The 12451-nt window shown below is 53.3% G+C and carries 9 protein-coding genes, 1 tRNA gene and 1 other RNA gene; 2 read left to right on the plus strand and 9 right to left on the minus strand.

The features are described from left to right. From dppC to OGX86_RS13995, 8 genes are all read right to left on the minus strand, one after another. Positions 1-903, minus strand: a complete 903-nt coding sequence (dppC, locus tag OGX86_RS13960; protein ID WP_048215338.1) for a dipeptide ABC transporter permease DppC — start codon at positions 901-903, stop codon at positions 1-3. A gap of 9 nt (positions 904-912) precedes the next feature. Then, the gene (gene dppB / locus OGX86_RS13965; protein ID WP_032945322.1) at positions 913-1932 is read right to left on the minus strand and encodes a dipeptide ABC transporter permease DppB; all 1020 of its coding nucleotides are present in this window, start codon (positions 1930-1932) and stop codon (positions 913-915) included. A gap of 166 nt (positions 1933-2098) precedes the next feature. Then, on the minus strand, positions 2099-3706 hold the full coding sequence (dppA, locus tag OGX86_RS13970) for a dipeptide ABC transporter periplasmic-binding protein DppA (RefSeq protein ID WP_136391383.1): 1608 nt from the start codon (positions 3704-3706) through the stop codon (positions 2099-2101). Positions 3707-4535: 829 nt separating this feature from the next. Then, positions 4536-4668, minus strand: a non-coding RNA gene (locus OGX86_RS13975) — RtT sRNA. A 34-nt stretch (positions 4669-4702) separates the two neighbouring features. After that, a tRNA-Pro gene (locus OGX86_RS13980) sits at positions 4703-4779 on the minus strand. 91 nt (positions 4780-4870) lie between these two features. Further along, positions 4871-6565 carry a kdo(2)-lipid A phosphoethanolamine 7''-transferase gene (gene eptB, locus OGX86_RS13985; RefSeq protein ID WP_032945323.1) on the minus strand — a complete coding sequence of 565 codons (1695 nt, stop codon included), beginning with the start codon at positions 6563-6565 and terminating at the stop codon, positions 4871-4873. A gap of 210 nt (positions 6566-6775) precedes the next feature. Then, positions 6776-7978: an L-lactate MFS transporter gene (locus OGX86_RS13990; RefSeq protein ID WP_020996062.1), complete on the minus strand. Its 1203-nt coding sequence runs from the start codon at positions 7976-7978 to the stop codon at positions 6776-6778. A gap of 251 nt (positions 7979-8229) precedes the next feature. After that, positions 8230-8931: an autotransporter outer membrane beta-barrel domain-containing protein gene (locus tag OGX86_RS13995; protein ID WP_048227291.1), complete on the minus strand. Its 702-nt coding sequence runs from the start codon at positions 8929-8931 to the stop codon at positions 8230-8232. A gap of 159 nt (positions 8932-9090) precedes the next feature. On the opposite strand from OGX86_RS13995, the gene tag reads away from it, so the two are divergent. Next, positions 9091-9660, plus strand: coding sequence for a DNA-3-methyladenine glycosylase I (tag, locus tag OGX86_RS14000; protein ID WP_003846107.1), 570 nt, complete (start codon positions 9091-9093; stop codon positions 9658-9660). After that, positions 9650-10090: an N-acetyltransferase gene (locus tag OGX86_RS14005; RefSeq protein WP_003827401.1), complete on the plus strand. Its 441-nt coding sequence runs from the start codon at positions 9650-9652 to the stop codon at positions 10088-10090. Before tag ends, OGX86_RS14005 begins: the two co-directional genes overlap by 11 nt. Here the strand turns inward: OGX86_RS14005 and OGX86_RS14010 are convergent. Further along, positions 10059-12392, minus strand: a complete 2334-nt coding sequence (locus OGX86_RS14010; RefSeq protein ID WP_071692529.1) for a molybdopterin guanine dinucleotide-containing S/N-oxide reductase — start codon at positions 12390-12392, stop codon at positions 10059-10061. The genes OGX86_RS14005 and OGX86_RS14010 overlap by 32 nt on opposite strands. Between the last annotated feature and the right edge of the window lie 59 nt (positions 12393-12451).

Here is a 12451-nt window from a genome sequence, read left to right on the forward strand (position 1 = left end):
TTACTGCTTCAGTTTGGGATCGAGCGCGTCACGCAGACCGTCACCCATCAGGTTAAATGCCAGCACCGTCAACAGGATCGCCAGCCCCGGGAAGGTCACGACCCACCAGGCGCTTTGGGCAAACTGCAGAACGTCAGAGAGCATGGTGCCCCATTCCGGCGTAGGCGGCTGTGCGCCCATCCCCAGGAAGCCGAGGGCAGCCATATCGAGAATGGCGTTAGAGAAGCCAAGCGACGCCTGAACAATCAGCGGCGCAAGACAGTTAGGAAGAATGTTGACGAACATCTGGCGCATCGCGCCGGCTCCCGCCACGCGAGATGCAGTGACGTAGTCGCGGTTAACCTCCACCAGCACGGCGGCGCGCGTCAAACGGACATAGTGCGGCAATGCCACGAACGTCAGCGCCAGCGCGGCGTTGCCAATCGAGGGGCCAAATACCGCCACCAGCACCAGCGCCAGCAACAGGCTCGGCAATGCCAGCATGATATCGACCACACGCATGATGACGTTATCAACAATCCCGCCAAAGTAACCGGCGATCAGCCCAAGAACCACGCCCATCAGCAGGGAGAGTACTACCACCAGACAGCCGACCAACAGCGACAGACGCGCACCGTACATCAGGCGGGACAACACGTCGCGGCCTACATCATCAGTACCAAACAGATGCGCCATGGTACCGCCGTCCTGCCACGCGGGAGGAGCCAGCAGCGTATCGCGGAACTGGTCTGCCGGGTTGTAGGGTGCGAGGACGTTGGCAAAGACCGCAATCAGGATCATCACCACAACGTACACCAGCCCAACAACCGCACCTTTGTTGCGTTTAAAATAGTGCCAGAACTCCTGCAGCGGAGTCATCGGCACCGGTGCAGCAATAACTTTATTTTCAGTAACCTGTGACATGATGGCCCCTTACTTCTTATGCCGAATACGCGGGTTCACCACGCCGTACAGCAGGTCTACCAGCAGGTTGACGAGAATAATCATCGTCGCGACCAGCAGCACCCCGCCCTGCACCACCGGATAATCGCGGCGTTGCAGCGCATCGATCAGCCAGCGCCCCAGCCCCGGCCACGAGAAGATGGTCTCGGTCAGAATCGCCCCGGCCAGCAGCGTACCAACCTGCAGGCCGATAACGGTCACCACGGGCAGCATCGCGTTACGCAGAGCGTGAATAATGATGACGCGCATACGGGTCAGGCCTTTGGCGCGCGCGGTACGGATGTAATCTTCACCCAGCACTTCCAGCATCGATGAACGGGTCATACGCACAATGACCGCCAGAGGAATGGTACCCAGCACCATCGCAGGCAGGATCATATGCGCCAACGCATCAATAAAGTTGCCCTCTTCACCCCAGATGGCGGTGTCGATCAGCATAAAGCCGGTTAGCGGATTGGAATCATCAAGGAACACCATGTCGCTCACCCGCCCAGAAACTGGCGTCAGGTTCAACTGCACGGAAACCAGCATGATCAGCATCATGCCCCACCAGAAAATCGGCATAGAGTAACCGGTCAGCGCCAGGCCAACTGCCGTGTGATCGAAAATGGAGCCGCGCTTAACGGCAGCAAGTACACCCACTGGGATACCCACTGCGACGGCGAAAATCATCGCGCAGACGCCGAGTTCCAGCGTTGCTTTGAAGCGAGGTACGAACTCTTCCCACACCGGTAAGCGGCTTTTCAGTGAGATACCTAAATCACCATGCATAACCCCCCAGATATAGTGGAGGTACTGCTGCCACATCGGCTTATCCAGACCGAGTTCAGCCAACAGTTGAGCATGACGCTCAGGGGAGATCCCACGTTCACCCGCCATGATCATAACCGGATCGCCGGGGATCATATGGACAAAGGCAAAGGTGAGAAGAGTGATACCGATAAACGTGGGGATGACGAGTCCCAAACGTCGGAGAATGAACTGCAACATAACCCGGATTCTCTCTAATGACGCACGGCCTGGAACCGTGAGTCTGTATTGCTCACAAATCTTATCCCACGCAAACTGCATCGCGGGTAAAGCATTACGCCGGAGGGCGCTGCGCTTATCCGGCCTACACAATACCGGGGCGCAGCGCTTCCTTAATTGCTTTTAATTATTCGACAGAGACGTTTTCGAAGTGGTGTTTGCCTAATGGATCAACCACATAGCCTTTCACTTCTTTACGCACTGGTTCGTACACGGTGGAGTGAGCAACAATCAGAGCCGGAGCCTGGTCGTGCATAACAACCTGAGCTTGCTTGTACAGTTCAATACGTTTGTTGTGATCGTCGGTCGCACGCGCCGGCTGGATCAGGTCTTCAAACGGCTTGTAGCACCAGCGAGAGTAGTTGGAACCGTCTTTCGCTGCCGCACAGCTGAACAAGGTCGCGAAGAAGTTGTCCGGATCCCCGTTATCACCGGTCCAGCCCATCATCACCGCCTGATGTTCACCCGCTTTGGCGCGTTTCAGATACTCGCCCCACTCGTAGGTCACAATCTTGGCCTGAACGCCAATTTTCGCCCAGTCAGCCTGAACCATTTCTGCCATACGACGTGCGTTCGGGTTATATGGACGCTGTACCGGCATAGCCCACAGCTCAACGGTAAAGCCTTTGTCCTGACCAGCTTCCTTCAGCAGCACTTTGGCCTTCTCAGGATCGTAGGTGTAGTCTTTAACGTCGTCGTTATAGCCCCACATGGTCGGCGGGATCAGGTTTTTCGCGGCAACGCCAGCGCCCTGATAAACCGCTTTGATGATCGCTTCTTTGTTTACCGCGTAGGTCAGCGCCTGACGGACTTTCACGTCATCAAACGGTTTCTTCTCGGTGTTGAAAGAGAGGTAGCCCACGTTCAGACCCGCCTGCTCCATCAGGTTGATGTTTTTATCCTGCTTCATGCGCGCGATGTCTGCCGGGTTCGGGTACGGCATCACCTGGCACTCGTTCTTCTGCAGTTTGGCGTAACGCACGGAAGCGTCAGGCGTAATGGAGAAGACCAGACGGTCGATCTGCGGCTTGGTGCCCCAGTAACCTTCGAATGCTTTATACAGAATACGGGAGTCTTTCTGGTACTGCTGCAGCTGGAACGGACCGGTACCAATTGGGTTCAGATCCACTTTCTCCGGAGAACCGGCTTTCAGCATGTTGTCAGCATATTCTTTGGAAAGAATAGAAGCGAAGTCCATCGCCAGGTCAGCCAGGAACGGCGCTTCCGGGCGAGTCAGCACGAACTGAACGGTTTTATCGTCCACTTTTTTCACTTCGGAGATCAGATCCGGCAGACCCATCCCTTCGAAGTATTCATAGCTGCCGCCAGAGACTTTATGGTACGGGTTCTGGGCATTTTTCTGACGATCGAAAGAGAACACCACGTCATCGGCGTTAAAATCGCGCGTCGGTTTAAATTCTTTGTTGTCCTGCCACTTCACGCCCTGACGCAGGTGGAAGGTGTAGGTTTTGCCGTCTTCGCTGATTTCCCACTTCTCAGCAAGGCCCGGGATCACTTCAGTCGTACCGGTTTTGAACTCGACCAGGCGGTTATAGATCGGTACGGAGCTGGCATCATAGGTGGTGCCAGAGGTGAAAAGCTGCGGGTTAAAGCCTTCAGGAGATCCTTCTGAACAATAAACCAGAGTTTTAGCCTGTACGCTTGCTGCGACGGTCATAGCCACCAGGCTCAGACCAAGCTTCAGCATCCCTGACTTCTTCAAGGAAATACTCATTCTTCTGCTCCAATGTGATGTTTGTTGTTTTACCCTTTGCAGTGGGTTTGCACCGCCTGGCCTTTTTTGTTTTTTACCCGGCCGGGTCGGCGTTAAGAGGATGGGGATTCCGTTCACATAAGCGACTGAGTTGCAGTGCGGATTCTCCATGAAATGCCCCTCATACCCTACAATCTGTCAACAGAATGTGAAAACGTCAATACAGGTCACCGTGATTTACGCCAACGGTGAGAATTCACAAACAAAGATTAAAAAAAGTGCGGAAGGACATTTTCAGCAGGGAAATTTGTGCTACGCGTACTATGCCAGAATAAACATCTTCATATTTCGCAACATTTGGTGATTAACATTTATGCAATTTATTCAAACTTTCTAAATTAATGCTGCATATCTGAGCGATTAATACCATGAACGTTAAAGCGCACAGCGGAAAATGCCAGCTTCAGCCATAAGTAGCGCAAAAAAAGTTTCAAGCAAATATAAAAAAAGGCAATGGAATATGTCACAGAATCGTTAACAGTCAGTGGGAAGTGGTGCACAATTTTTGCAGATAAAATGAAGGTCAAACGTGGGGTCGGAAAAACAAAAAATACGCCCTGCCAGCGCTTCGCCTGTAGGCCGGATAAGGCGCTTGCGCCGCATCCGGCAATGTCTGTTATAGCGTGATGTTTTGCCTGATGGCGCTTCGCCTGTAGGCCGGATAAGGCGCTTGCGCCGCATCCGGCAGTGTCTGTTATAGCGTGATGTTTTGCCTGATGGCGCTTCGCTTATCAGGCCTACAAAAGCCACAAATGCAAAAAACCCGCTCAGAGAGCGGGCTTTTCTAATTTGGTCGGTGATAGAGGATTACTCGCCACTGCGTGGCTCGCCCTGCGGGCCGTTGCTGACGCAACGTTCTCTCGCTACGCTCGAGTCGAACCTCTTGCCCCCGGAGGTTCTCATCCTCGTGGATTCCGGAAAGCAAAAAGCCCGCTCAGAGAGCGGGCTTTTCTAATTTGGTCGGTGATAGAGGATTCGAACCTCCGACCCCTTCGTCCCGAACGAAGTGCGCTACCAGGCTGCGCCAATCACCGAATGCGGGGCGCATCTTACTGCTCAGCTGCGCGCCCGTCAATCCCTTAGTATCAAAATGCCATTTGATCGGTGAGAAAGTCAGCAGCTCAGTTACTGGGCTGTAGCCTTATTCGCGTCCGGGATACGGCACCAGTTATTATTCTCGTTAATACCGCCATTTGGCGAGGTATAACCGAGGCAACCCAAAATGGTGTCGTACAGTTCCACATGACGACGCGGCACCTTCATATCAGCTTCTTGCTTAAGGTGTGCAAACGCCTTCGCATGGTCGGGGTCTTCCAGATATTTGTCAGACATCCACACCATCATAGGAACGCGGAACTGCTCAGGTGGCGCCATTTTACGCGGCGTACCGTGCAGGTGCTCGCGCTCGTTAATCGACTCACCGTGATCGGCGGCGTAGAACACGATCGCTTTCTTATCACGTAGTTGATCAAATACTTTGGTAATAAAGTGATCAACATAGGTTACCGAGTTATCGAATGAGTTGATCATCTCAGCTTTCGAGCAACCGCTATCAACATTGACACATTCCGGCTTCCACTGCGCATAATCACGGGTATAGCGCTGGGTGTAGTTAAAATGCGAGCCCTTGGTATGCAGAATAATTAGATGCTTGCCACCATCTTCATTATTTTGCAGAGACTGCTGCATCTCGGTAATCAACAGCATATCGTCAACGTTCTTGCCACGGTTGCGCGGCTCTGCGCCAATCTGCTCACGATAGGCGATGTTCTCCGCCATGGTGTTACTGTAGAACCACATCTCGCTTTGCATCGCGTAAAGATCGGTCTTGAACCCTAACTGGCCGAGCACGGAGAAGACGTTTTGTTCTTTCAGAGTACGCTGCGGGTTTTCTTCTGCCCCACCCTCACGCACAAACATGCAACGCAGCGAAAGTTTGGTTGCCGTATCACAGGAATATCCACGGAAGGCGGCCAGATTTTTCTCCTGGGCGAGCCTTGGCGTGGTATTGCGCTCATAGCCAAAAATTCCCATATGATCCCAGCGGGTCGTTTCGCCGATAATAAAGACCACATAGGTGTCGTCGAGGTTTTTGGGGGCAACATAGGTAAACTTCTTCGCCGGGTTCATCAACGATTTGTTGTCTGAGGATTCATCCACCTGTGCCCAGGCGTACAGACCCAGCGCGGAGAGCCAGTTTGACGGCAGATAGGAATTCGCCACTACCCCGCCATAGCTGGGTAAATCGATTCCCGTTGCTCGCTCAACGCTTCTCTGTTGCATGCTCAGCAGGCGAATCGGGACCCATACCATCAGACCAGCCAGTAAAACTACCGCCACGCTGCGCCATCTCATGCCAGGCGTACGTATCTGTTTCATCAGGGTATAGCGGCAGCGATTACTCCAAATCAGAACCAACGGTAAAATGCTGACCGAAACCAGCCACACGACAAAATGCCAGCCAACCACTTCTTTCGATAAATCAATATCCGTGGTCATTACGGAGGCAATAATACCGTAACCAATTACCACGTTCAGGAAGGTCATGTAATAGCTGGCACCGGCAGAACACAGCACCACTAACGTTGTCAGGACACGCCAGGCGCGCCGACCAAATAAAGAGAGAAGTCGTAGTAAAAAGAAGGTCACCAGCACAGTGCCGGCTAATTCAACAACCGCAGAGAGTCCTTTCCAGACGGTAAACTCGTGTGCATATCCGCTAAAGCGCCGGAAAAATACAGCACAGTTCATAAACAAACCGATATAGATTGCCAGCAGGAAACTGAGTTTCTGCTGCGTCATCGACTTAATATATCTCATGCAAACAAACCCTGGGAATCGGGATTAAAACACCCTGAGCAGTAGTCAAACAGACCAGGCAGGGGAAAATGCGACAACAGCAGAAGTGAAATGTCTACGGGCGCGGGTAAGTAGACCACAGGAGGGGGAAAAAGTGCTTATGGAGAATGCAAATGACGCATATATTTTTGTAAATATATGCGCCAGGTATTAATCAGACTACTAATAGGTTTAGGCGTGCGCCTCGGTATATACGCTACGCTGTGGCTGGCGGATGGTGGTGGAGAGTGCCAGCGAGATAATTAACAGCGCAAAGATAACGCAGAAGGTCACATAGAAACCGCCGAACAGCGAGGCGATAATGGAACCACAAATACTGCCGATACCGAAACCTAAGTAAATGACGCCGTAGTTTTTAGCAAGGTTATTCAAACCGAAGAACTCGCTCACCAGTGACGGGAACACGGTGATGGTACCGCCAAAGTTAAATGCTACACAGGCAATCGCCGCGAAGAAGGTCGCATCATTCAGCGGGGCGAACAGCAGTGCCGCCATACCGACCAGCGAAACGACCTGCCCAATGGTGATAACGCGAATACGAGAGATTTTGTCGGACAGAATCCCCAGAACCAGACGACCTGACAGGTTAGCGATAGAAATGACGGTAACCGCATTTGCCGCCGTTGCCACATCCATATGCGCCAGGCTTTGTGCAATATCTTTCGCCACGCCAATCACATATAGCCCACTCATACACGCCGTCAGGAACATCACTGCCAGCATCCAGTACTGCGGTTTACGCATGGACTGCGCCAGGGTGTAGTCATTCTCAACCACGCCATTTTTCGTTTTCACTTCCTGATTCGGCGCGTCTTTCATCAGCGTGGAGCCAAAGACGATCATCACCAGCACAATCGCGCCCCAAATCATGAAGGTTTTTTCCAGACCCACAGTGCTCAACAGTTGGCTGTCGATGAATTTAAAACCGAGGCTGCCAAGACCGTAAGAACCGATGGCAAAGGCGGAAATCAGCCCTTTACGCTCAGGGAACCATTTTACACAGTTGGAAAGTGTTAACAGGTAGCCTGCGCCATCCGCCAGACCGACCAATACACCGGCGCTCAGCCACAGCATAATCAGGCTGTCAGAGTGGGCGGTTAAGAAGAAGCCGACACCCAGTAAAATACCGGAGGCCATGGTGACGCGTTTCACGCCAAAACGTTCCTGCAGTTTCCCGGCGACGGAAGAAGAAATTGCCAGCCCGAGGCTCAGCAGGCCAAAGGAAAAGGCAACCTGACTCACCGGCGCATCAAGCTTAGAAGAGAGCGCACCGTTAAACAGGCTCCAGGTATAAACAGAACCTAAAGCAAATTGGGTAATGATGGTGCCGATCAGTGTCAGCCAGCGGGTACGCTGATAATCAGAAGTTTTCATGGCAGTCTTCCTGCATAAACAAAATGGGAAATTCTCTGCCAACAACCATACCGAAGCGCTTTTATGAGCAGGAGAAAACGGCATGAAATGCCGCCAGGACGGAATGAAATGCCTGGAATGCGGAATGAATGACGAGACAAAAAGTCGGGTTACTGAATTTTATCGCATGAGTTAGTACACGCTATCGCTGGAGTGCGTGTGATTGTTGATCTCAACATGTAATCAAGATGTTTATATACTGATTACTTACGTTAAAATTTGGCGCTCACTCCCATGGTGTACATATAGTCGCTGTTGTTGGTACTGTTTTCCGCCTGCGAAAGCGCCGCGTAAGCCGCCATGTGCGGGTTCAACAGCATATCTGCACCGACGGTGACATCCACCCAGTTACCATCCTGACCCGCTGCTGACATGCGGCTGAGACCCGACTGCGCCTTCCAGATATTCTCGCCAAACTGCTGGTTATAGCTGATTTGCGCCCACGGACGCACATCACCGAACTGCGAATTGACTCGCCAACCCAACGAACTCACGCTGGCATGCCACAGCGGATCGTTCTGCGTTACCGACGTCGCGCTATCGCCAAATTCGTTGTAAGTAGATGTGGTTGAACCGTCATAATGCAGCGCGGCAACCGGACCAGTTGTCACCTGCCTTGAAAGCGGGAAGTTCCAGCCCATACTCATGCCGCTGGTCGCATCCATAGGCGTCTCATCCGCCAGATTTACCACGGGACCCGCCACGTTCTGAGTGGAACGAATACGTTCTTCCAGAATGTCGTTATAACGTGGTTGGTGATCGCTGTCCCATGTATAACGTTCAGCCGTATGCCCTGACATCGCATCAACGATATATTCTTGTTGCCAGCCATATGCTGTATTGATGGACAGCGCACAAACTACGACGCTCGCCAGAGTTAACCTTTGGCGACCACTACCGTTTCTTATAATCATCAACGCGACTCCAGAAAAGAGCCGAATTCGGCGATATTATTGTCATTGTGTGAAGGATATTGGGCCCATCAGGCCCTGTATTAAATATTGTCTTTTTAGCTGGCGCGTCAAGGCGGGCCGAATGAAATTTTTACGCCAGTAAAAACAGCGAGGAAGAATATGCAGCGTTGCGGATGGGTCAGCCAGGACCCACTTTACATTGCCTACCACGACAAGGAATGGGGCGTCCCCGAAACCGATGGTAAAAAGCTGTTCGAAATGATCTGCCTTGAGGGCCAGCAGGCCGGGTTATCGTGGATTACCGTGCTCAAGAAACGGGAAAACTATCGCCACGCCTTCCACCATTTTGACCCGGAAAAAGTGGCGGCCATGACCGAAGAGGATGTGGAAAGGCTGGTACTGGATGCCGGCATTATTCGTCATCGCGGAAAAATTCAGGCCATTATCGGCAACGCTCGCGCTTTTCTGACGATGGCGCAAAACGGAGAGTCGTTTAGCGAATTCGTCTGGTCATTTGTTGATAACCAACCGCAAGTGACTCGCGCCGCCAACCTGAGCGATATTCCCACCTCCACGCCTGCGTCAGACGCGCTGTCTAAAGCGTTAAAAAAACGCGGATTTAAGTTTGTCGGCACCACCATTTGTTACTCCTTTATGCAGGCGTGCGGCCTGGTCAACGACCATGTCACCAGCTGCATCTGTTATCCGGGAGAACAACATGATTCGTGAATCCAAGGCTGAAGATCTGCCGTCAATTCTGGCGCTGTGGATGGAAAGCACAATCCATGCCCATCCATTTATCGAAGAGCGCTACTGGCGCGAAAGTGAATCCGTGGTGCGGGATGTTTATCTGCCAGCCGCGCAAACCTGGGTTTGGGAAGAAGAAGGCGAGCTCAAAGGCTTTGCCAGCGTGATTGACGACCGCTTTCTCGGCGCGCTGTTTGTCGCACCTGCCGCCATCAGAAGCGGGATCGGCAAAGCGCTGGTGCAGCATGTCCAGCAGCGCTTTTCGATACTCAGCCTTGAGGTCTACCAGAAGAATCAATCAGCGGTGAACTTCTACCATGCGCTGGGTTTTCGTATTGAAGACGGCGCATGGCAGGAAGAGACTCACCACCCCACGTGGATTATGGGCTGGCAGGCGGATCAAACGCCGTAAGCGCCAACGTTGGTCCGCTGTATTTTTCAAGCCACGCCAACGCAGTATTGCCCGCGCAGCCATTCCCCAGCTTCGAGCTGGGGAGATCTTTGGTCAGCACGTTGACGGCGCCATTTTTACAAATACCGTTCGCTGCGAGATCCAAATCAGGCCAGGCGCCTTCATGAATACAGATGACGCCGGGTTTAATACCCGCCGTCACCACCGCGCCCGCCAGAACTTGCCCGCGCTGGTTCCACACCCTGACCGTATCGCCATCCGCAATGCCGCGCGCGTGGGCGTCCTGCGGATGAATCGTTATCGGCTCACGATCCGCTACCGCGTACTGCTCACGTAGCGCACTGTAGTTAAGCTGACTATGCAAACGGTGCGCCGGATGGGCGGAAAGCAGCTGTAGCTGGTCCGGTTCGGCGTTACCGAACCACTCATCCGGCTCCAGCCACATCGGATGTCCCGCGCAGTCCGCGTAGCCGTAACCTGCAATCCTCGCGGAGTAGATTTCAATTTTGCCGCTGTCCGTTTTCAGCGGATGCGTCTGCGGGTCGCGGCGAAAATCCGCAAAACGGATAAACTGTGCGCTGGCGGCGTTTTCCGGCATTTCGATCAGGGCGTTGCGCTGCCAAAACTCGGCGAAAGGCGGCAATGTCACCTGCTGACTGGCCCCACGTTGCCCGGCAATATTGTAAAAAGTCTCCAGCCACGCCAGTTCGCTTTTACCTTCGGTGAACCGTTCATATCCGCCCTTTTCCCAGCGCTCACTCAGCTCGGCAAAGACATCAAAATCATTTCGCGCTTCGTCCTGCGGCGGTACGACCTGCTTCATCGGCACCAGGTGCTGGTTGCTGTAATCGCCAGTCATGGTCAAATCATTACGCTCAAAGGAGGTGGTTGCTGGCAGCACGATATCAGCATGCTTTGCTGCTGCGGTCCAGAAACACTCCGAGATGACCACCAGCTCCGGTTTTTGCCAGGCGCGAATTAAACGGTTAGTGTCTTGATGATGGGTGAAGTTAGCGCCACCCGCCCACCACAGCATACGGATGTCCGGGAAATGGCGGTCCATGCCGTTGTGCTGGTAAAAACCGCCGGGATTTTCCAGCGCTTCGACAATTCGCGCCACCGGGATTTTATCTACCGCGTCGGTGCCGCCTTTAACGCTGCCCTGCATTGAAGCCAGCACCGCAGCCCGGCGCGTTGGGTTGCCGCCGTTGGCAAAATGGTACGACAGCCCAAAACCGCCGCCTGGCTTCCCGATTTGTCCGAGCATGGCGGCCAGGGTGACAATCATCCAGTGTTTCTGCTCGCCATACTGTTGGCGCTGCATGCCCCATCCGGCCATCAGCATGGTGGTATTTTGGTGAAATATCGCTGCAAGTTCGCGTATCTTCGCTGCCGGAATGCCACAAATCTCTGCCGCCCATTTTGCCGTTTTTGCAACATCGTCAGATTTACCCAGCAGATAGTCGGCAAAACGGTCATATCCGGTAGTACACCGGGAGAGAAAGTCCTCGTCATGCCAGCCGTTTTCCACCAGCGTATGCGCGATGCCCAGCATCAGCGCTACGTCGGTCCCCATATGCGGGGCAATCCATTCCATCTTATCGCCAAAGAAATCGACGCTTTCCGATCGCATCGGATCGATACAGATCAATCGTTTACCGCTGTCGCGCAATGCCTCAAAGTACGCGAGGCCCTGCTCATCGGACGCGTTCCAGGCAATCTTCAGGGTATTCAGCGGATTGGCGCTCCACAACACCACCACCTCGCTGTTCTCCAGCACCACCGGCCAGCTGGTTTGCTGCTGGTAAACTTCGTTCCCGCCCACCACGTACGGCATGATCGCTTGCGCAGCCCCCGTCGAGTAATCCCCCAGATGCCCGGTATAACCGCCCGCCAGCGCCATATAACGCTGTAACAGGGTCGCCGCTTTGTGTAACACGCCGTTGGACCGCCAGCCGTACGAACCGGCAAAAATTGAGGCCGGGCCGTAGCTGTCACGGATGCGTTTATGCTGCGTATGGATAAGATTCAGCGCGTCGTCCCAACTGACGCGAACAAACTCATCCTGCCCACGTACGCCCTGTGGGTTTTCCGGCGAGGCGAGAAACCCTTTACGCACCATCGGAAAACGTACCCGCGTTTTACTGTGAACCTGGTCGCGCACCACGGTTTGCAAAGAGTTGGGATGAGCGGTGGGCAGCGCGCCACGCGAGGAGAAAACCGTCTCACCATCAGTGTCGACGAGGATTGGTCCCCAGTGGGCGGCGGTTAACACCGAGTAATGTGCGGGTGAATTAGCCAAGATGGCGCTCCTGAATGCGATGTGACGGCTTATTTATTATGCCGTTCAATGTTACTTAC

Origin of the sequence: Citrobacter sp. Cpo040 (assembly GCF_030332915.1) — a bacterium.
Classification (GTDB): Bacteria; Pseudomonadota; Gammaproteobacteria; order Enterobacterales; family Enterobacteriaceae; genus Citrobacter; species Citrobacter portucalensis.

Excerpts from the sequence above, each read along its gene's own strand:
- dppC (WP_048215338.1), bottom strand. The coding sequence starts at position 903 with ATGTCACAGGTTACTGAAAATAAAGTTATTGCTGCACCGGTGCCGATG.
- dppB (WP_032945322.1), bottom strand. The coding sequence starts at position 1,932 with ATGTTGCAGTTCATTCTCCGACGTTTGGGACTCGTCATCCCCACGTTT.
- dppA (WP_136391383.1), bottom strand. The coding sequence starts at position 3,706 with ATGAGTATTTCCTTGAAGAAGTCAGGGATGCTGAAGCTTGGTCTGAGC.
- eptB (WP_032945323.1), bottom strand. The coding sequence starts at position 6,565 with ATGAGATATATTAAGTCGATGACGCAGCAGAAACTCAGTTTCCTGCTG.
- OGX86_RS13990 (WP_020996062.1), bottom strand. The coding sequence starts at position 7,978 with ATGAAAACTTCTGATTATCAGCGTACCCGCTGGCTGACACTGATCGGC.
- OGX86_RS13995 (WP_048227291.1), bottom strand. The coding sequence starts at position 8,931 with ATGATTATAAGAAACGGTAGTGGTCGCCAAAGGTTAACTCTGGCGAGC.
- tag (WP_003846107.1), top strand. The coding sequence starts at position 9,091 with ATGCAGCGTTGCGGATGGGTCAGCCAGGACCCACTTTACATTGCCTAC.
- OGX86_RS14005 (WP_003827401.1), top strand. The coding sequence starts at position 9,650 with ATGATTCGTGAATCCAAGGCTGAAGATCTGCCGTCAATTCTGGCGCTG.